Raw genomic sequence first — 18,777 nt, 5'->3', positions numbered from 1 at the left:
GCGTGGAACACCCTGCATCCTCCCGGTGTACCAAGTTTAGTATGTCAGAAAGTAGTGAGGCAGCAGCGGCGGGTCGTCAATGGCTGGTCGGCGCTCTGGCGCGACATCGCAAGATACGGTCTTCCCGTTCGCCGCGTTTGAACGAAGATTGCCCTATTCGGGCAGATGATAGGGGTGAATGCCGGGGGCCCATGCATTGTTCGGCATGCGCGTACCGGTATAGGTCACGCCGCTCGGCGTCTTGCAGCGGTAGATCCGCGTCGGCATCACGTCGCCATAGAGAATGTCGAAACCGCCGCGGCTGCGATAGACGTTCTCGATGTCGCTGGTGCATTCATAGGCCTGCTTCTTGGCGTGTTCTGCCTCGGGCACGACGCCGGGCAGGTTACGGAAGTAGGTCTGCACATCCTTGGGGAAGGCCTGGGGCTCGGCCGCGAACACCTCGGCCGGAACCAGCGCGGCAACAAGCAGCGCCACGAGCATCACGGCCGGCAGTATCCATGCACCTTTGAGCATCAATCGACTCCTCATCCACGCAAACTGCGGATGAACCAGAGATATGGACGGCAGGATGTCCAATCCATGGGCCGGGGACCACGTTTGCGTGATCATTGGCAGTTATCCAGACGGCGATAACCGGTTGGCTGCTCGTACAGCCAGCCGATCCGCTGAACGGCCGCCTCGAAATTCTCGCGGGCGACGCTCATCGTGTGGCCGTTGGCGTGGAGAAGCGTCTCGGCATTCTCCATGATGCCGACATGACCCTCCCATAAAACGAGGTCGCCGCGGCGAAGTTCCCCTTGGCCGATCTCTTTGCCGATCGAGGCCTGCATATCGGAGTCGCGCGGGGCGGATTGGCCCGTCATCATCAGGGCAAGCTGCACGAGCGACGAGCAATCCAGCCCGAAACCGGAACGGCCGCCCCAGAGATAGGGCGTCTCAATGAATTTTTCAGCGACGGCGACGTAATCGTCGCCCAAGGTCTCGGCGATGGGGAGACAATGGCGAGCGATCACCGCCTCGCCGTTCGCCAATACGAAATAACGGGTGCCGCGGGTTTCCGCCTCGCCGACGATGGTGATGCGGCTGCCCATGGACAGGGCAGCGACCGGCGGCCTGCGGAGCTCCGCTTCCGGATAAAGGAAAGTGCGCGGCACGGCGATGCGATGGGTCGGCTCGTCCAGGCTTCCAAGCATCGTTTCGGGCAGGTATCCGACATAGCCGTCCTGATCGGCCTGCACCCAGGCAAAACCGTCGGCGCGGTCGAAGACCCGCACCGTTTCGCCGAAAAGAAGCTCGGTATCGAAGCCGCGGGCGAGGTCCGGCGCCGGGCGCAGCTGCGCGACAGGTACTGCAATACGCGCGGGTTCACCACGGACGAACTGGCCGGCCTCGACGCTGCCTCTCAGCGTCTCGTCGGCAAGGTCAGGGCGGAAGGCGTGCAGGCGTCTATCGAGCAGTGTCGTCACTTCAAATGTCCCGTCGAAACCCTCATTGGCGGCCCTCTCGGATGATCAGGTCGCCCAATTTTTCCAGATAGAGCGCGCCGGCCACCGTGCGCTTGATCACCACGTTGCGGCGGTCCCGCTCGTCGCGCTGGCGATCCACCAGACCCATCTCGCCCATCGTGTCGAGCGCGCGGGTGATGACCGGCTTGGTGACGCCGAGCGTCGCGGCCAGCCCCCGCACCGTGTGCGGCGGCGGCACGAGGTAAATATGCAGCAGAATGGACATCTGGCGCAATGTCAGATCGCGGCCATCATGCCGCACCTGCTCCAGCGATACCCGGTGCCAGAGGCCCAGCGCTTCCGTGGCGGTCAAGTCAACCGGCATCACACCTCGGTTTAAAAATCCGGACTCGCTTCAAGTCCGACGAATTTTAGGCCGAAGTTCTTACCGGTTTGTTTCGGAACCGGTTTATTTCGCGGCCATGTCGCAGATCGTGCGGTAGAGCGCGCGGATCGCAAACGCTTCGCCGCCGATCGGCGCCTGCGGCCTTTCGGCCGCTACCCAGCCGTAGATGTCGAAATGCACCCAGCTTCTGGTGGCGGTGACGAAGCGCTTGAGGAAAAGTGCTGCGGTAATCGCACCGGCCATGCCGCCCGAGGGCGAATTGGTGATATCGGCGGCGCGGGAGCGGATATCCTTGTCGTAGCCCATCCAGAGCGGCAGGCGCCACATCGGATCGGCTTCAGTGCGAGCCGCATCCATCAGCTTGCCGGCGAGCGCTTCATCGTCGGTGAAATAGGGCGCAAGCTCGGTGCCGAGCGCGACGCGGGCAGCCCCCGTCAGCGTCGACATGTCGACCATCAGGTCCGGTGGGTTTTCGTCCGCATAGGCAAGCGCGTCGGCAAGGACCAGCCGGCCTTCGGCGTCGGTATTGTCGATCTGGACGGTGAGGCCCTTGCGGCTCCTGTAGATATCGCCGGGGCGGAAGGCATTGCCGGAAATGGAATTCTCGACGGCCGGTACCAGAACCTGCAAATCGACCTTGAGGCCGGCATCCATGATCATCAGGGCAAGGCCCATGACGTTCGCGGCACCGCCCATGTCCTTCTTCATCAGCGCCATGTTGGCGGCACCCTTGATGTCGAGGCCACCGGTATCGAAACAGACGCCCTTGCCGACCAGGGTGACGCGCGGATGCCCCTTCTCGCCCCAGCGCATTTCGAGCAGCCGCGGAGCTGAGACGCTGGCGCGGCCGACCGTGTGAACGAGCGGGAAATTCCGGGCGAGCAGGTCCTCGCCGACGATCGAGGTGACGGTTGCGCCGTAATGTTCGCCGAGCGCCCGGAAGGCCGCTTCCAGCTCGACCGGCCCCATCTCGTTGGTCGGAATATTGATGAGGTCACGGGCCAGGAAGACGCCGGCAAGCTGGCGCTCCACATCGGCGGTATCGGCCGTTTCGGGGATCGAAAGCCGGACATCCTTCGGCTTTTCGGATTTGTAGCGGCTGAAGCCGTAGGTGCCGAGGCCGTAACCGAGGGCCAGATGCGCGGCTGTAAGCGCCGAGGTCTCGACATGCCAGTCGCCCGCGGGCAGGAGCTTTGAGAGCTTTCCAGTGATGAAGGGCGCTTCGGCGGGATCGCTGCCAAGGCCGAACAGGGCGCTGCCCACTTCACCGCCGGCCGCTGGCAACAGAAGCACCGCGCCGGCTTCCGCCTTGAAGCCCGCAGCCTTCGCCCAGGCGAGCGCTGCCGCATCGAGCTTCCCCGCGTCGAGGTCGGAAGGTGTCACCGCATGGACCGGCCTGGTCGCCGCTCCTTTCGCGCTGAAGGGAGAGGGACGTTCGATATATTGATAGGGTGCCATGGAGGGAGCCTTCGGAAGCTGCTGGAATCGCTCATCTTAACGATCTGTTAAGGTTAACAGTTTATTGCTGGAGGGGAAATGCGCTATATGCCCGCTCCTTATTCGGGAAGACGTGGCACCGGACCGAACGAGACCGCACCCCATGACCGCTTCCGCAGCCGTGACGCTTCGCAAGACCCGCCTCGCCCAGACCGCCGCCCTCGTGATCCTCGCCACTCTCTCGGTCACCGGCTGCGCGACGAAGCGGGATGTCGCAACGACGGGCTCGATCCCAAGGACCTCGTCCGCCTCCATGGACGGCATGAACGCGAACGATCTTGCCGGCACCGAGAAGTCGGTCGGCGAGAGCTATGCCCGCGACCCCAAGAACAAGGAAATCGGGCTGCGATATGCGACGGTGCTCGGCATGACGGGCAAGAACGCGCAGGCACTTGCGGTCATGCAGCAGGTGGCGATCGCCCATCCGGCCGACCGCGACGTGCTGGCAGCCTATGGCAAGGCCCAGGCGGGCGCCGGCCAGCTCGAACAGGCGCTCGCGACCATCAACCGCGCCCAGACCCCCGATCATCCCGACTGGCGGCTCTATTCCGCCGAAGGTGCCGTGCTCGACCAGCTCGGCCGCTCGGCGGAGGCCCGCCAGAAATACCGCATGGCGCTCGACACCCAGCCGAACGAACCGAGCGTGATGTCCAACCTCGGAATGTCCTACGTGCTCTCCGGTGACCTGAAGACGGCGGAAACCTACATGCGCAATGCCGCCGGCCAGCCGGCTGCCGACAGCCGGGTCCGCCAGAACCTGGCGCTGGTGGTCGGCCTGCAGGGCCGTTTCGCGGAAGCCGAGCAGATCGCCCGCAAGGAACTCTCGCAGCAGCAGGCCGACGCCAACGTCACCTATCTGCGTTCGATGTTATCCCAGCAGAATGCCTGGGCAAAGCTCGCCGACAAGGATGGCAAGAGCAAGCCCAACAATACGAACTGATCAGGCTCCCGTCATTCCAACAAAGCCGGTCTTGCGCCGGTTTTCCTGTTTTCGGGTGGTCCTCCATCGATACGCCCTCAGATGAGGCGCGAAATCACCGTGATGATTCCGCCGATCAGGACGAGGTTCACGCAAAGTCTTGCCAGCATCGGGTATCCTCCAACATCATGTGGCGCTCCGGTCCGCGTTCGTAAACGGACGGACTTTTCGCTCGATAAGGGGATATTGACCGATCGCCGCTGAATGCGGTCTGAAGCTGGAATTCAGGTGGCGTTCAGCCTCGGCTCGGCGCTGCAGCGGACTTCATCAAAACTTGTCGGCGACCTGGATTCCGGCGGGGCCGAGGATGACGGCGATCAGCACCGGCAGGAAGAACAGGATCATCGGCACGGTGAGTTTCGGCGGCAGGGCGGCGGCCTTCTTTTCCGCCTCGTTCATCCGCTCGTCGCGGCCTTCCTGGGCAAGCACACGCAGGGCCGAGGCAATCGGCGTGCCGTAGCGTTCCGCCTGGATCAGTGCCTGGGTCACGGCCCTGACGATATCAAGCTGGGTACGGATGCCGAGGTTTTCGAGTGCGGTGCGGCGGTCCTGCAGGAAGGAGAGCTCGGCCGTCGTCAGCACCATTTCCTCGGCCAGCGGCGGCGATGCCTGCGCCATCTCCTCGGCCACGCGTCGCATCGCCGCTTCCATGGAAATCCCGGATTCGACGCAGATGAGCATCAGGTCGAGCGCATCGGGCCAGGCCCGCTTGATGGAATGCTGGCGCTTATTCACCCGGTTGGAAATGTAGATGTTCGGCACGTAGAAACCGATATAGCCGACGACGATCGCCGCCAGCATACGGATCGGGAACGGCCGGGTGGCAAGGTTGCCGAGCACGAAAATCCAGACGATGGCAGCCGCCAGGAAAACGAAGGGCAGCAGGAAACGGGCCAGCAGGAACATGTTGAGGGCATTCTGCGACCTCAGACCGGCGGCACGAAGCCTGTTGACGGTGTTGTCGTCCACCAGCGCCTTGCGCAGATTGAAGCGCTCGACAATTTGCCGGACCGACTGATTGTTCTGGGCGCGCAGCGATGTCTTCGACTGTTCGGAATTCATGCGGGCGCGTTCGCGGGCGCGGATCTGTTCGCGCTCCGTAGAGACGGCCTTCATGCGCTTGTCGAGATTTCCTTTTTCGAGAAAAGGGCTCGCCAGTGTGTAGAGGGTCGCGAAAACCGCCACGGCCACCAGAATGGCCAGCAGTGTGGTCGGATCGGTGAGCGTCGTTGCCAATCCCATCGCCCAATCCCCTCAGATGTCGAAGTTGATCATGTTGCGCATGACGAAGATGCCGATCGACATCCAGACCCCGGAAAGCAAAAGGATCAGGTGGCCGCGCGGATCAGTGAAAATGATCGAGATGTACTGAGGCGACGTGAGATAGACGAGCAGCGAGACGATAAAGGGCAGCGCGCCGATGATCACCGCCGAAGCCTTGGCCTCCATCGACAACGCCTGCACCTTGGCCTTCATCTTCCTGCGCTCGCGCAGCACCTTGGAGAGATTACCGATCGCTTCGGAAAGATTGCCGCCGGCCTGACCCTGGATGGTGATGACGATCGCGAAGAAATTCACTTCCGGCAGCGGCATGGTCATCATCATGCGCGTGCAGGCTTCCGGAATGCTCAGGCCCACCTGCTGGGATTCGATCACCCGGCGGAATTCCGTCTTCACCGGTTCCTGGCCGTCGGAAGCGATCAGCCGCATTGCGTCATTGAGCGGCAGGCCGGACTTGATCGATCGCACCATGACATCGAGCGCATTCGGAAATTCCTCGAGAAACTTCTTCTGGCGGCGCTTGACCAGGAAACCGATGATCCAGCGCGGCAACCCGACCGCGCTGGCGAAGGCGGCACCGAGGGCGGCGAGCAGCGGCAGGCCGGCGATCAGGGTGACGAGGAAGACGAAGACGCCGAAAAGGGCGCTGAACATGTAGAAGCGGCCCATCGTCAGGTTCAGGCCGGTCTGAGGGAGCTTGGATTTCAAGCTCCCGTCAGCCATCTTCCTGTTCTTCTCTTCCTGCTTCTTCTCCAGGTCCTTGATCGAATCCTGCATGGACTTTCGACGCTTGGAAAGCTCCTGCACGCGGTCACGGGCAGCCTTGACCTTGTTCAGGTCGGTTTCCGCCGATTTCACCCGGTTGAGCCGGCTGTCGGCCTTCTTTTCCACTTCCATGCGGGAGAACAACAGCCCGTAACAGACCGCCGCCGCGGCGATCGCCACGAGGGCGATGATCGCCACGACATTGATATCCAGCCCGAACATGGAACCCTGCTCCTCAGCTCTTGGTTTTTTCCATCGCGTCAAGCGCGGCGGAAAGGCGCTTTTCCTCGTTGTAATAACGGGCGCGATCCCAGAAATGCGGCTTCACGATGCCGGTCGACATATGCTTGCCGATCAGGCGGCCATTGGCGTCCTCGCCGTCGATCTCGTAGCGCATCAGGTCCTGGGTGACGATCACGTCGCCTTCCATGCCGATCACCTCAGTGATCTGGGTGATGCGGCGCGAACCGTCGCGCAGGCGGGCCGCCTGGATGATGACGTCGATCGAGCCGGTGATGATCTCGCGCACGGTCTTGGCCGGCAGCGAATAACCGCCCATGGCGATCATCGATTCCATGCGGCTCAGGCATTCGCGCGGGGTATTGGCGTGGATCGTCCCCATCGAGCCGTCGTGGCCGGTGTTCATCGCCTGAAGCAGGTCGAAGACTTCCGGTCCGCGCACCTCGCCGACGATGATGCGCTCTGGACGCATGCGCAGGCAGTTCTTGACGAGGTCGCGCATGGTGATCTCGCCCTCGCCTTCGATGTTCGGCGGGCGGGTTTCGAGCCGGACCACATGCGGCTGCTGCAGCTGCAATTCGGCGGTGTCCTCGCAGGTGATGACCCGCTCTTCCTTGTCGATATAGTTGGTCAGGCAGTTCAGCAGCGTCGTCTTGCCCGAACCGGTACCGCCGGAAATGACGATGTTGCAGCGGACGCGACCGATGATCTGCAGGAGGACTGCGCCTTCGGGGGTGATCGCGCCGAACTTGACGAGCTGGTCGAGATTCAGCTTGTCTTTCTTGAACTTACGGATGGTGAGCGCCGGTCCGTCGATGGCGAGCGGCGGCGCAATGACGTTGACACGCGAACCGTCCGGCAGGCGCGCGTCGCAGATCGGCGAGGATTCGTCGACACGCCGGCCGACCTGGCTGACGATGCGCTGGCAGATCGACAGGAGCTGCGAATTGTCACGGAAGCGGATCTCGGACTCGATCGTCTTGCCGCCGACTTCGATAAAGGTCTGGCCGGCGCCGTTGACCATGATGTCGGCGATGTCGTCGCGTGCCAGCAGCGGCTCCAGCGGACCGTAGCCCAGAACGTCATTGCAGATGTCCTCGAGCAGTTCCTCCTGCTCGGAGATCGACATCGCGAAGTTCTTGATGGTGATGATATCGTTGACGATATCGCGGATTTCCTCGCGCGCGCTCTCGGCATCGAGCTTGGCGAGCTGGGACAGGTCGATCGTATCGATCAGGGCCGAGAAGACCTGACTCTTGGTATCGTAGTAGAGTTCCGTGCGCGCCGGGCGCTTGCGGGCTGCCGATTGCGGCGCAAGCGGCGGCGGCGAAGATATCTGCTGCCGCTGGGCGGTCTCGCGCGTCGGCTCGGCAAGGACTTCGGGAGCGGCTGACCGCACCGCGGCCGGCGCAGGTGCAGCCGGCGGCGGCGCTACGCTGCCGCTCTTCCCAAATCCCTCGTTTCCGCGTTTTCCAAACATACCGGTTTCCTGGTGTTATGCCTTCTTGCGCCCGAGCATGCCGAGCATCTTGCCGAGGCCACCCTTCTTCACCTTCTTCATGGCGACGCGACCCGTGACGATGTGGGCGATCTGGGAGAAGGTTTCGGCGACAGGCGATTTCGCGTCGATTTCGGAGATCATGCGGCCGCTGTTGGCGGCATTGCCGAACAACTGCACGTCGAACGGCAGGATGGCGATCGGCTCGATCTCCAATGGCTCGATGAAATCGTTCGGAGCGATCTCCGGACGCTTCGGCATGCCGACCTGATTGAGGATCAGATGCGGCGCACGGTCGTTGGGGCGGAGCTTCTTCAACGCATCGATCATGTTCTTGGTGTTGCGCAGGTTGGCGAGATCGGGAACCGCGCAGATCACCACCTCGTCGACCTCCGACAGAACCGCGCGTGTCCATTCCGTCCAGCCATGCGGGACATCCAGTACGGCCATCGGCGCGCTGCGCTGCAGGAGCTCGATGATCGGCGTGAAGGCATTGCGTTCGAAATCATAGGCGCGATCGAGCAGTGAGGGAGCCGCCAGCAGCGAGAGATGCTCGGAGCACTTGGTCAGAAGGCGATCGAGGAAGACCTCGTCCAGGCGCTCCGGCGCGAAGACGGCTTCCGCGATGCCCTGGGCCGGATCCTGGTCGAAATCGATATTGGCGGTGCCGAAGGGAAGATCGAGATCCGCCAGGATGGTTTCGGTCGAGAAGAGGTTCGAAATACCGAAGGCGCAGTTGTGCGCAATCGTCGAGGCACCTACGCCGCCCTTGGCACCGATGAAGGCGATCGATTTGCCGAGCGGCTCCGCTTCGGGATCCACGAAGATCGCCGAGATCGCTGCGAGCATGTCCGGCATCTGCACGGGGCCGACGAGGTATTCGGAAATACCGTTGCGGATCAGGTCGCGATAGAGCGATATGTCATTGTAGCGGCCGACGACGATGACCCTGGTCGAGGGGTCGCAGACTTCCGCAAGCGGCGTGAGCTCATGGAGCAGGTTCTTCGGCTCGGCGTCGGTTTCCAGGATGATGAGGTTCGGGGTCGGGGTGGACGAAAACATGTTGGCGGCAGCGCTGGTGCCGCCGATCGTCACGCGCAGGTTGACCTTGGCCATGCGGCGATCACGAGCAATGCGGTCCATCATGCGCTGCATCCCGTCGCTTTCGCAGAAGGAATGGATAGAGATGCGCGGTAGCGGGCGCAGCGCGTCGAAATCGCCCGGACGATCTGCGTCCTCGGCAAACCCTTCACCCTGGCCGGGAGTGCGGATTTCGTAGTTGATCGCGCTCATCGTGTTCTCCGGTTCACTGGCTTACGGCGTCGTCGTGGCGGTGCCGCCGGTGCGGTAGTCGCTGATGACCTTGGCGCGCTGGGTGGCGTCGATCGGCGTTATGGCGCGCGGGGCGATGAGGTCGGTGGGATTGGCCACTTGAGCTGCAAGATTATTCTGGCTGGCACAACCGAAATTGTACCAGTTCTTGTTCCCGAACGTATTGTCCGACAGGTCTGCCGGCCATTCGCCGCACTGGCCGGTCATCGCCTTGGTCGTCACGTAGGAAAGCCGGATCGGCGCGGCATCGCCATTCGGCGAGGCGGCGTAACTGCTCATCAGGATTCGCTGCGGCTTGATGCCGGAGCGCGTCAGTTCGCGGCGGATATCGCCCGCCAGACGCTGGGCTGCACCGGAATTATACGAACCGTAGGGCACCTGGATCTGTATTACGCCAGCTGGCGACGACATGAAGTTCTGCGCAAATCCCTTGACCGTATCCCGCATCCCGGTCGACAGGCGGACATCGCCCGAAGCGATCGGAATATCGAGCGTCGACTGGCCTTCCGCCAACACGATCGGATGGCGGGTACGATAATCGTCGGGGATGGAGCCGGTGGTGAGCTGGCTGTTGCCGCAGGCCGACAGGAGCAGGCCGGATACTGTCAGCGCCAAGGCTGCGGTAATCCTGCGGCGATGGGAGCTGGTTCTACCCTTGGCCATGGCATCCTGTCCTTCGGCGGAGATTTTCTGGGGTTCAATGTCCATGACCGCTCACTTGTAGATAAAGCCTACGGCGCCGTGATACTGGCCCGCCGCGACGGGTTCCTTGCGGCCGTAGATCTTGTTGACGCGGTTCAGGAAGAAGGTCGCGGCATCGTTTTCCGGATTGAAGTTGTCGTCCGGCCGGGCGATCTCGTTGCGCGCAACGGGGCGAACCAGGTAAGGCGTCGCGATGATCACCAGCTCTGTCTCGTTGCGGACAAAGTCCTTGCTGCGGAAAAGCGTGCCGAACACCGGGACCTTGGAAATACCCGGAAGGCCGGACATTGCCTGGCGGACGTTGTCCTGCACCAGGCCGGCGATGACAATCGAGCCGCCGGATGGCAATTCGACCGTGGTCGAAGCCTCGCGCTTGCGGATCGACATGTAGGTATTACCGGGAATCCGCAACGAAGCGCTGTTGCCCGTTACGGCCGACCCCTCGTAGGTCGGCTCCGACACGTTGGTTTCGATCACCAGGCTGATGCGCCCGGGGGACAGAACGACGGGCTTGAAGTTCAGTTCGATGCCGTAATCAACGGTGTTGACCGTCTGTGTGACAGTGCCCTTCTGCCCATCGACCTCCTGCTGGCCAGGCAGCCGGAATTCGCCACCCACGTAAAATTTCGCCTGCTGGCCGGAAATGGCGGTCAGGCTGGGTTCGGCAAGCGTGCGCATGACGCCCGCCTGTTCCATGGCGTTCATGTAGGTTGAGAGACCGACATTGCCGATGTTGCCGGACATGATGCCCTGGGCAGCCAGGCCGACGGCATTTCCCAGATTGGCGGGATTGGCAAAGGAGATCGAGCCTTTAGGGCCGGTCACAGAGCCATTGAAACCAAGCTGCTTCAGCACCTGCCGGCTGACTTCCGCGACCGTCACCTTAAGCGTGACCTGATCCTCGCCCTCGATCGTCAGAAGGTTGACGATCTGGGACTGCTGTCGAGCCTCGGCGAAAATATCCGCGTCGCCGTTATTGCCCTGAGCCGTGATATTCCGGGTGGTCGCCTCACCGCCCTTGAGGAAGGCGGTGGTCAGCTTTTCCGCCTGCGCCGAATCCTGCGGCGTCCGGACGCTGCCTGACAGAACGATGTTGTCCGAGATGATCTCGACCTTGATGTTCGATTCCGGCAGGAACCGGCGAAGGTTCTGCTCGAGACCGGAAATATCGCGCTCGATTGCCACGTCCAGGCTGACGATTTCCTCACCGTTGGGTCCGAAGACGAAGATGTTGGTCTGGCCGACGGTCTTGCCGAAAAGGTAGATACGGCGGGAGGTGCGCGTCACAGCATCAGCCATGGTCGGGTCGGCGACCAGTATGTCATGGGCGTCCGACGGCAGATCGACGACCAGGGCTTTGTTGAGGCCAAGCTGAAGCCGTTTGCGTATTCCGGGACCGCCTTCGGTGATACGGACGACGCTGTTTTCGGCAGCAAGGGCTTGCGCCGGCTCAACGCTGATCGGGGCGATATTCAGCGAAACGCCGGAAAAGGCGAGGCAAAAAGCCATGCCTGCCGCTACCGAGCTACGAATCTTGTGTTTCAGACTGTTCACTTGAGCGCTCCGTTCATTTCGCCTGCGCCGCCGTCGCCGTGCTCTTGACGATCGCCCCCGATTTGATGACCTGGATATCCGCCTTGCCATCCCCCCCATGCAGCAAGTAGTCCGGGGCCAGCGTGTCGCTTTCCTGCGAGTCGGCGACTGAGCGCAACGCGAGCGTCAGCCGCTGAGCCATCTGCTGGGCAACGGCGATGACCTTTGCCTGATCCGGCGTCAGTTCCAGCGTTGCCGTGGTGCCGACAACGGATTTCTTGCCGTCCTCGCTTTCCTGGACCTGCTGGTCGATCGCGAGGACGCGAACGTTGCTCAGGATGTTTTCGGTAATGTAGTTGCCGTTGTCCTTGTTCTCCCGCACCATAATGATGTCGACGCGATCATTCGGCAGCACGAAGCCGCCGGCGCCTGTCGCAACCGAGATCTCGGTAGCGACTGCCCGTTTTCCGGATGGCAGCAGCGAGGACATGATCCGGCTGGATGAATCGGCGATCTTCTCGGCGCGCATCGGCTCGCCCTTGAACATCGGCATGCGGACGACGACGCCCTGAAGCTCGGTCATCGCATTCGGGCGCGTGGAATCGGTGATGAACCCGTCGACGACGCCGCTCGACGGCCAGGACATCCACGCCATCGACTTGTCGTTCAGCCGGCTGCCCACTGGCAGGTTCTCAGCCGTAACGAGCACCTTGACCGTCGGCTCCTTCTGGATGACGGTTTCCACCAGTTCGGGGGCCTTCTTGCCGGAAAGGCGCATGGCCAGCATGCCGGCGAGGCCCGCCGCCACCACGGCAACCGCTAGAATAATGATACGGGTGGGCTTCATGGCCATTCCTTGGGGGAACACTAACTTCCCGGAGAATGGCCTCCAATGGTGTAATTATAGTTAATGAGAAGCTTACAATTCTGGTTAACGCGATCTTTCAATCGCTGAAACCTTTATTGAAACGCCTTCATGGCCAGGAGATGGATCGGTGCCTGCTCGAAGGTCAGAAAGCCGGCTATCGCGATGGCGATCCCGTAGGGGATCTTCTTGGCATTGACGAGGGATGGCGGAAGGGGAATGCCCATGGCCATGACCGACCCAGCCTGCGAACGCAGGAGCAGGAAAACGAGCGTCACGGCCCCGCCGACATAACCGACGGTAACGAGGAAGACGAGAAGCGAGTGATTGAAACCGTACCAGACGGCGGCCGCCGTCAGGAGCTTGGCATCGCCGCCGCCCATGACATTCAGGGCAAAAAGCGCGAAGCAGACCCCGAATACGGCAAGTCCCCCCACCAGGCTCATGCCGATCTCCGGCCACGCGAGACCCGAGAGCGGCGCGAGGATGAGAAAGGAAGCGAGAAGGGCTGCCGACACCCGGTTGGGGATCGTCATGGTAACGAGATCAGAGATAGCGGCAAGCGCCAGTCCGAGCGGCAGGATCGACAGAACCAGAAATGCAACAATCGGGCTTGTCATTCGTTCTCCGTCCCGGCGACTTGAATGCCGGAGAGTGCCAAGATCCAAAGTTTCAATAGGCAAAGCCGCCCCTGCGGACGGCTTCGCGTAAATACATATCGAACCCGATATATCGAATTATCGCGTAGACGCAGTGGTCTTGGCAGCGTCCATCTTGTCAGAGATGGTATTGAAGGTCGTGCTCAGCGAATCGCCGAGGGTCGTCGCACCAGCGATCAGGGCAACGGAAATGAGTGCTGCGATAAGGCCATACTCGATGGCGGTCGCACCAGACTCATCTTTCATAAAACGAGCGAAAATCTTGGTCATGGAACTCTCCTACTCCACATTTGTTGTTCAGCACTTCCCGACAACTGTTTTCCGTTGTTCGGATGGCTGCAATCTACAGGCGGACGATTGCCATCGGCTTAAGGAATATCGTTACCTCCCGGTTAATGGGGTAATGCCGGTTGCGTGGTAAACGAAGGGGAAAGAAAAAAGCGTGCATTCGAGCTACCGCTCACAAATGCTCATAATTTGCTAATGTACTTTTTTTTCACAGACCCTTAACTTGCATGCAAGAAGCCTGAAATTCGCTTGCGTGACTTGCAATCCCGGCAATCGGCAATGGTTAAGACGGGACCAAAAACAGCCTTCTGTGCCATTTAACCCTTCATTTACCAATCGCAGCCATCCTTGGGCGATAACAACCTCACCTGAAGGCCCCTCCAATGCTGTTCCGTAGCGTCATGGTTCGACTCCTCGCCATTTGCGGTGTCGTCTTCGCGGGCGCAGGGCAAGCGGCGGCGCAGGATCAAGAGGACCTTCTGCGCGTATTCATGAATCACGCGCGCGTGCTGAAACTCGACAGACCGGTCAGCAAGGTCATCGTCGGCAATTCGAACGTGGCCGATGCAACCGTTGCGGATTCCACCACGATCGTTCTCACCGGCCGCAGTTTTGGCACGACCAATCTCGTGCTGCTGGACGCCGAGGGCAATGCGATCGCCGACGAACGTATCCTCGTTTCCATCGATGAAGGGAACACGGTGCGGGTCTTCCGGCAAACCGAACGTTCCATCCTCTCCTGCACACCCAATTGCGAACAGCACGCAGAGTTCAAGAACACCGGCTCGCCCTGATCGGGGACAGGTCGTTAAACTGCTGTGTGTCGCCGCAACGGAATCTCAATAATCCAGCCATACGATCGGCACGCTCAAGCCGGGCTGTCGGACGGGAACCATGTGCCAGGATTATGACGATACCAGAAGCAGGGCGCCGATGCCCGTAAGAGGCAAAGGCGCGTGGCGGCGGATTGTCCGCTCCAGGGACGGTGCGGCCGCGATCGAATTCGCATTGCTGGCCATTCCCTATTTCCTGATCGTCTTCGCGATCGTCGAAACCTTCATCGCCTACACCGGCGAACAGCTTGTCGCCAATGCCGTCGATACGATGGCGCGCAAGCTCAGGACCGGCAACATTACCTATGGGCTCAATCGCGGCACAGACAAGACCCAAACAGAATTCCGCCGCGCCTTCTGCGACGAAATATCGATCATGATCAAGTGCAGCGAGGAGGAAATCACGACGCCGGATAAGCTACTGCTCGACGTCCGCTCGTTCGCCAGCTTTGAACTGATCCCGACGACGATTCCGCGTTCGGCGTCCGGCGGCCGATTCGGGGAACTCGACACCTCCTCCTTCGCCTATGCACCTGGCCCCGCGAAAAGCATCAACATGCTGCGCGCCTATTATCGCTGGGACGTCATCACCGACCTGATCCGGCCTTATATCACCAACGTTCGGCCTGCGGACGGCGGACGGCCGAACTATTTCCTGATCGTCGAAACATCCGCCTTCCGAGCCGAGGACTACCCGTGATCGAAGAGCAAAAGTCCCAGCCGCATCAGCGACATCGTGGCCTCTTGATCCGCCTCAAGCAGCTGATGGCCGACAGGCGCGGCGTCGGAGCCGTGGAGTTCGCGTTGATCGCGCCGCTGCTTCTCAGCCTCTATATTACATCGTTCGAGATCACCATTGGCCTTAGTGTCTCCAAGCGGGTGACGCACAGCGCCAGCACCATCGCCGATCTCGTGACCCGGGAGACGAGCGTCGACAAGACGATGCTCACCACGATGAAGGCAGTGACCGCAAGTCTTTTTGCGCCCTATACGCCCGATACGCCGCCCAGCATTAAAGTCACGGGGGTGACACTCGATGCCACTGGCAATCCGACCGTCGCCTGGTCATGGGACCAGGACAATGGCAGGCCGTATGCGATCGGCTCTACGGTCCAGGTGCCGGCCGATATGCACATAGCCAATTCCTTCCTTGTCCGGGCGGAGGTCTCAGTTCACCATGAACTCCTGATGTTCATGCCCGGTCTCCTGCCGAACAGTGTTCGGGACCTCACTATTTCGCGGGAGTATTTCTACCGCCAGCGCCTCGGAGACAGCGTCAACTGCACCAATTGCTGAAGCGCGTCGGACGTTATCCCCTTTGCCAATACGTCACCGCGGCTATATGAATCCCGATTCGAGCCGGCCAGCAGAACCGTCGGCCTGACGATATTCAAACTTCCGGGTGACCGATGGCGCGTGCCTTCCTGTTCGTTCTTGATTCATTCGGCGTGGGCGGCGCCCCGGATGCGGACGAGTATGGCGATCTCGGCTCCGACACGCTTGGGCATATCGCGGAGTTCTGCGCTGCCGGCGCCGGCGACCGGTCGGGCCTGAGGGAAGGCCCGCTGCATCTTCCGAACATGTCGTCGCTCGGACTTCTGGAAATCGCAAAGCTTGCCACCGGCGACTATCCAGCCGGGATGCCGATGCCGGAGCGGATCTTCGGCCTTTATGGCGCAGCCAACGAGATTTCCCGCGGCAAGGATACGCCATCCGGCCATTGGGAAATCGCCGGGACGCCCGTGATGTTCGATTGGGGTTACTTCCCGACCGAAGGCGAGGCTTTCTCCCCCGAACTGGTGGACGCCATCTGCCGCGAAGGCGACATCCCGGGCATTCTGGGCAATTGCCACGCATCAGGCACCGAAATCATTGCCCGGCTTGGAGAAGAGCATATCCGCACCGGCAAGCCGATCTGCTACACGTCGACGGATTCCGTCTTCCAGATCGCCGCCCACGAAACCCATTTCGGTCTCGACCGGTTGCTCAGGCTCTGCGAAACCGTCCGGGTGCTGCTCGATCCGATGAATATCGGCCGGGTGATCGCGCGGCCCTTCCTTGGTGAAACGGCAGAAACATTCCAGCGCACCGGCAATCGCCGTGACTTCTCCGTGCCGCCGCCGGAACCGACATTGCTCGACCGGCTGATCCGGGGCGGCCGGTCGGTACATGCCATCGGCAAGATCGGCGACATTTTCGCGCACCAGGGCGTCTCGCGCGTCATCAAGGCGAACGGCAATGCGGCGCTGATGGATGCGACCCTTGCAGCGATGGACGAGGCGGCTCTCGGCGATCTTGTCTTCACCAATTTCGTCGATTTCGACATGCTCTACGGCCATCGTCGTGATGTTCCTGGTTATGCCGCGGCGCTCGAAGCCTTCGACCGCGCCCTGCCGGACGTCCATCGGCGGCTGAAGCCCGGCGATCTCGTCATCCTGACCGCCGATCATGGCTGCGACCCGACCTGGCGCGGCACCGACCACACCCGCGAGCGGGTGCCGGTCATGGCGTTCGGACCGGGCATCCGCTCCCGTTCGATCGGGATCAGGTCCACCTATTCGGACATTGCCGAGACCATTGCCGCACATCTGTCGATCCCGCCCGGCCCCAACGGATGGAGCTTCCTTTGACCCGACACCTCCTCAAGGCCGAGATCCACTGCCATATCGAGGGCGCCACGCCGCCGGCGCTGGCAGCGAGCCAGGCCATGAAATACGGGGTCGATACGACCACGATTTTGCGCGACGGCGCCTATGTCTGGTCGGACTTTTCCGAATTTCTCGTCTGTTACGATGCGGTGGCCAGCCTGTTCAGAACGGCCGACGACTACGCACTTTTGACCGAGACCTATCTTCTGGAACTCGCCGCTACCAACACGATCTACAGCGAGATCATCGTCTCGCCCGATCACGGGGACCGGATCGGGCTCGGCGCGGATGCCTATCTCGCCGGCATCTGCGACGGCATCCATGCGGCACGCGAAAAGACCGGCATCGAGGCGCGGATCATCGTCACGGGCGAACGGCATTTCGGGCCGGACCGCGTGGTCTCGGCCGCCGAATATGCGGCACGGGCGAAAAACCCGCTGGTAACCGGTTTCAACATGGCCGGCGAGGAACGCATGGGCCGCGTCGCCGATTATGCCCGCGCCTTCGATATCGCCCGCGATGCGGGATTGGGCCTCACCATCCACGCCGGCGAAGTCTGCGGCGCCTTCAGTGTTTCCGATGCGCTCGACCTGGTGAAACCCTCCCGGATTGGCCATGGCGTGCGCGCAATCGAGGATCCGGCACTGGTGGAACGGCTTGTCGAGCTGGGCACCGTGCTGGAGGTCTGCCCGGGCTCGAACATTGCGCTGAACGTGTTTCCGGATTTCGACAGCCATCCCCTGAGGCGCCTCGAGGCTGCCGGCGTGCGCGTCTGCATCAATTCCGACGACCCGCCCTTCTTCCACACCTCGCTCGCCCGCGAATACGAGATCGCCTCGGCGATCATGGGGATGTCGGACCGGGCAATCGACGCGATGACGCGCACTGCGGTCGAGGCTGCCTTCGTGGATGAAGCGACAAGGGCAAAGCTCATCGCCCGGCTTGATGCGGGCAGCGGATCACAGTCTGGGGATGAGGCGGCCAGGCGCGCCTGACAGCTTGCGGAACCGGTCTTTTTCCTGAAAGAAGAGACAGGCAAACAATAAGGGGAAGCTCATGGACGGCGTCACTGTCATCGATCATCCGCTGGTGCAGCACAAACTGACGATCATGCGCAAGAAGGAGACCTCGACGGCCGGTTTCCGGCGGCTATTGCGCGAGATCTCGATGCTGCTCTGCTACGAAGTCACCCGCGACCTCGAACTGACCATGGAAACAATCGAGACGCCGCTGGTCGAGATGCAGGCGCCCGTGGTCGAGGGCAAGAAGCTGGTCTTCGCTTCCATCCTGCGTGCCGGCAACGGGCTTCTGGAAGGCATGCTGGAACTGGTTCCTTCCGCCCGCGTCTCGCATATCGGCGTCTACCGCGACCATGAGACGCTGCAGCCGGTGGAATATTACTTCAAGGCGCCGGAAGACATCGCCGAACGGCTGATCATCGTCGTCGATCCGATGCTGGCAACCGGCAATTCCTCGATCGCGGCCGTGGACAAGCTGAAAGAGCGCGGGGCGCACAATATCCGCTTCCTCTGCCTGCTCGCGGCACCCGAGGGTATCGCAAACTTCCACGCGGCGCATCCGGACGTAAGGATCTATACCGCCTCGATCGACAGCCATCTCAACGAGAAGGGTTATATCGTGCCCGGTCTCGGTGACGCCGGCGACCGCATGTACGGCACCAAGTAAGTAGTTTAGAATTTGCTTACCAAGCTTTGAATTGAACGGCCTGCGGAGACTTCGCGGGCCGTTTTCTTATGATTTGTCGGTTATGCAGGAAGCGGATATCCGGTTCATGCCGAGAGG

General features: G+C 61.4%; 20 protein-coding genes. 7 read left to right on the top strand and 13 right to left on the bottom strand.

The window, feature by feature from the left end; translation table 11 throughout:
* Positions 1 to 153: 153 nt before the first annotated feature.
* The 4 genes from J2857_RS11845 to J2857_RS11830 all read right to left on the bottom strand — a co-directional run bounded on the left by J2857_RS11845 (position 154) and on the right by J2857_RS11830 (position 3,312).
* Positions 154 to 516, bottom strand: a complete 363-nt coding sequence (locus J2857_RS11845) for a hypothetical protein (RefSeq protein WP_210010385.1) — start codon at positions 514 to 516, stop codon at positions 154 to 156.
* Between the two features lie 92 nt (positions 517 to 608).
* Positions 609 to 1,460, bottom strand: coding sequence for an NlpC/P60 family protein (locus tag J2857_RS11840; protein WP_210011652.1), 852 nt, complete (start codon positions 1,458 to 1,460; stop codon positions 609 to 611).
* A 31-nt stretch (positions 1,461 to 1,491) separates the two neighbouring features.
* Positions 1,492 to 1,833, bottom strand: coding sequence for a MarR family transcriptional regulator (locus J2857_RS11835; RefSeq protein ID WP_210010384.1), 342 nt, complete (start codon positions 1,831 to 1,833; stop codon positions 1,492 to 1,494).
* Positions 1,834 to 1,917: 84 nt separating this feature from the next.
* Positions 1,918 to 3,312 (bottom strand): leucyl aminopeptidase family protein, encoded by a 1,395-nt coding sequence (locus J2857_RS11830; protein WP_210010383.1) that lies wholly within the window; start codon positions 3,310 to 3,312, stop codon positions 1,918 to 1,920.
* Between the two features lie 142 nt (positions 3,313 to 3,454).
* Here J2857_RS11830 and J2857_RS11825 point away from each other — a divergent pair, with 142 nt between their 5' ends.
* Complete coding sequence (locus J2857_RS11825) at positions 3,455 to 4,291, top strand: tetratricopeptide repeat protein (RefSeq protein WP_210010382.1); 837 nt, start codon at positions 3,455 to 3,457, stop codon at positions 4,289 to 4,291.
* A 306-nt stretch (positions 4,292 to 4,597) separates the two neighbouring features.
* On the opposite strand, the gene J2857_RS11820 is transcribed toward J2857_RS11825, so the two are convergent.
* The 9 genes from J2857_RS11820 to J2857_RS11780 all read right to left on the bottom strand — a co-directional run bounded on the left by J2857_RS11820 (position 4,598) and on the right by J2857_RS11780 (position 13,475).
* A complete protein-coding gene (locus J2857_RS11820) occupies positions 4,598 to 5,572 on the bottom strand; it encodes a type II secretion system F family protein (protein WP_210010381.1) in 975 nt (324 codons plus the stop codon).
* A 12-nt stretch (positions 5,573 to 5,584) separates the two neighbouring features.
* The gene (locus tag J2857_RS11815) at positions 5,585 to 6,598 is read right to left on the bottom strand and encodes a type II secretion system F family protein (protein ID WP_210010380.1); all 1,014 of its coding nucleotides are present in this window, start codon (positions 6,596 to 6,598) and stop codon (positions 5,585 to 5,587) included.
* Between the two features lie 13 nt (positions 6,599 to 6,611).
* Positions 6,612 to 8,096, bottom strand: a complete 1,485-nt coding sequence (locus J2857_RS11810; protein ID WP_210010379.1) for a CpaF family protein — start codon at positions 8,094 to 8,096, stop codon at positions 6,612 to 6,614.
* 15 nt (positions 8,097 to 8,111) lie between these two features.
* Positions 8,112 to 9,407, bottom strand: a complete 1,296-nt coding sequence (locus J2857_RS11805) for an AAA family ATPase (RefSeq protein ID WP_210010378.1) — start codon at positions 9,405 to 9,407, stop codon at positions 8,112 to 8,114.
* Between the two features lie 21 nt (positions 9,408 to 9,428).
* A complete protein-coding gene (locus J2857_RS11800; protein ID WP_210010377.1) occupies positions 9,429 to 10,154 on the bottom strand; it encodes a CpaD family pilus assembly protein in 726 nt (241 codons plus the stop codon).
* Positions 10,155 to 10,160: 6 nt separating this feature from the next.
* Entirely contained in the window at positions 10,161 to 11,702 is a 1,542-nt protein-coding gene (locus tag J2857_RS11795; protein WP_210010376.1) for a type II and III secretion system protein family protein, read from the bottom strand.
* A 13-nt stretch (positions 11,703 to 11,715) separates the two neighbouring features.
* Positions 11,716 to 12,528, bottom strand: a complete 813-nt coding sequence (cpaB, locus tag J2857_RS11790; RefSeq protein ID WP_210010375.1) for a Flp pilus assembly protein CpaB — start codon at positions 12,526 to 12,528, stop codon at positions 11,716 to 11,718.
* A 113-nt stretch (positions 12,529 to 12,641) separates the two neighbouring features.
* Entirely contained in the window at positions 12,642 to 13,166 is a 525-nt protein-coding gene (locus J2857_RS11785; protein ID WP_210010374.1) for an A24 family peptidase, read from the bottom strand.
* Between the two features lie 117 nt (positions 13,167 to 13,283).
* Positions 13,284 to 13,475: a Flp family type IVb pilin gene (locus tag J2857_RS11780; RefSeq protein WP_210010373.1), complete on the bottom strand. Its 192-nt coding sequence runs from the start codon at positions 13,473 to 13,475 to the stop codon at positions 13,284 to 13,286.
* A gap of 419 nt (positions 13,476 to 13,894) precedes the next feature.
* Here J2857_RS11780 and J2857_RS11775 point away from each other — a divergent pair, with 419 nt between their 5' ends.
* The 6 genes from J2857_RS11775 to upp all read left to right on the top strand — a co-directional run bounded on the left by J2857_RS11775 (position 13,895) and on the right by upp (position 18,660).
* A complete protein-coding gene (locus J2857_RS11775; protein ID WP_210011651.1) occupies positions 13,895 to 14,287 on the top strand; it encodes a pilus assembly protein N-terminal domain-containing protein in 393 nt (130 codons plus the stop codon).
* Between the two features lie 100 nt (positions 14,288 to 14,387).
* Positions 14,388 to 15,026 carry a TadE/TadG family type IV pilus assembly protein gene (locus J2857_RS11770; RefSeq protein WP_210010372.1) on the top strand — a complete coding sequence of 213 codons (639 nt, stop codon included), beginning with the start codon at positions 14,388 to 14,390 and terminating at the stop codon, positions 15,024 to 15,026.
* Between the two features lie 65 nt (positions 15,027 to 15,091).
* Entirely contained in the window at positions 15,092 to 15,622 is a 531-nt protein-coding gene (locus tag J2857_RS11765; protein ID WP_210011650.1) for a TadE/TadG family type IV pilus assembly protein, read from the top strand.
* Positions 15,623 to 15,735: 113 nt separating this feature from the next.
* On the top strand, positions 15,736 to 16,956 hold the full coding sequence (locus tag J2857_RS11760) for a phosphopentomutase (RefSeq protein ID WP_210010371.1): 1,221 nt from the start codon (positions 15,736 to 15,738) through the stop codon (positions 16,954 to 16,956).
* Entirely contained in the window at positions 16,953 to 17,969 is a 1,017-nt protein-coding gene (locus J2857_RS11755) for an adenosine deaminase (protein WP_210010370.1), read from the top strand. The genes J2857_RS11760 and J2857_RS11755 overlap by 4 nt, the downstream gene beginning before the upstream one ends.
* A 61-nt stretch (positions 17,970 to 18,030) precedes the next feature.
* Positions 18,031 to 18,660, top strand: coding sequence for a uracil phosphoribosyltransferase (gene upp / locus J2857_RS11750; protein ID WP_046603487.1), 630 nt, complete (start codon positions 18,031 to 18,033; stop codon positions 18,658 to 18,660).
* Positions 18,661 to 18,777 lie beyond the last annotated feature (117 nt).

The organism is Neorhizobium galegae (genome assembly GCF_017877055.1).
In the GTDB taxonomy this organism is placed as follows: domain Bacteria; phylum Pseudomonadota; class Alphaproteobacteria; order Rhizobiales; family Rhizobiaceae; genus Neorhizobium; species Neorhizobium galegae_D.
Note: the sequence above shows the minus strand (reverse complement) of the source record. Positions and strands in the feature narration are given on the sequence as shown.

Bases quoted from the DNA above. Each gene is read 5' to 3' on its own strand.
- cpaB (WP_210010375.1), bottom strand. From the start codon at position 12,528: ATGAAGCCCACCCGTATCATTATTCTAGCGGTTGCCGTGGTGGCGGCG.
- J2857_RS11775 (WP_210011651.1), top strand. From the start codon at position 13,895: ATGGTTCGACTCCTCGCCATTTGCGGTGTCGTCTTCGCGGGCGCAGGG.
- J2857_RS11825 (WP_210010382.1), top strand. From the start codon at position 3,455: ATGACCGCTTCCGCAGCCGTGACGCTTCGCAAGACCCGCCTCGCCCAG.
- J2857_RS11765 (WP_210011650.1), top strand. From the start codon at position 15,092: ATGGCCGACAGGCGCGGCGTCGGAGCCGTGGAGTTCGCGTTGATCGCG.
- J2857_RS11770 (WP_210010372.1), top strand. From the start codon at position 14,388: ATGTGCCAGGATTATGACGATACCAGAAGCAGGGCGCCGATGCCCGTA.
- upp (WP_046603487.1), top strand. From the start codon at position 18,031: ATGGACGGCGTCACTGTCATCGATCATCCGCTGGTGCAGCACAAACTG.
- J2857_RS11830 (WP_210010383.1), bottom strand. From the start codon at position 3,312: ATGGCACCCTATCAATATATCGAACGTCCCTCTCCCTTCAGCGCGAAA.
- J2857_RS11810 (WP_210010379.1), bottom strand. From the start codon at position 8,096: ATGTTTGGAAAACGCGGAAACGAGGGATTTGGGAAGAGCGGCAGCGTA.
- J2857_RS11820 (WP_210010381.1), bottom strand. From the start codon at position 5,572: ATGGGATTGGCAACGACGCTCACCGATCCGACCACACTGCTGGCCATT.
- J2857_RS11845 (WP_210010385.1), bottom strand. From the start codon at position 516: ATGCTCAAAGGTGCATGGATACTGCCGGCCGTGATGCTCGTGGCGCTG.
- J2857_RS11800 (WP_210010377.1), bottom strand. From the start codon at position 10,154: ATGGACATTGAACCCCAGAAAATCTCCGCCGAAGGACAGGATGCCATG.
- J2857_RS11760 (WP_210010371.1), top strand. From the start codon at position 15,736: ATGGCGCGTGCCTTCCTGTTCGTTCTTGATTCATTCGGCGTGGGCGGC.
- J2857_RS11780 (WP_210010373.1), bottom strand. From the start codon at position 13,475: ATGACCAAGATTTTCGCTCGTTTTATGAAAGATGAGTCTGGTGCGACC.
- J2857_RS11815 (WP_210010380.1), bottom strand. From the start codon at position 6,598: ATGTTCGGGCTGGATATCAATGTCGTGGCGATCATCGCCCTCGTGGCG.
- J2857_RS11835 (WP_210010384.1), bottom strand. From the start codon at position 1,833: ATGCCGGTTGACTTGACCGCCACGGAAGCGCTGGGCCTCTGGCACCGG.
- J2857_RS11805 (WP_210010378.1), bottom strand. From the start codon at position 9,407: ATGAGCGCGATCAACTACGAAATCCGCACTCCCGGCCAGGGTGAAGGG.
- J2857_RS11785 (WP_210010374.1), bottom strand. From the start codon at position 13,166: ATGACAAGCCCGATTGTTGCATTTCTGGTTCTGTCGATCCTGCCGCTC.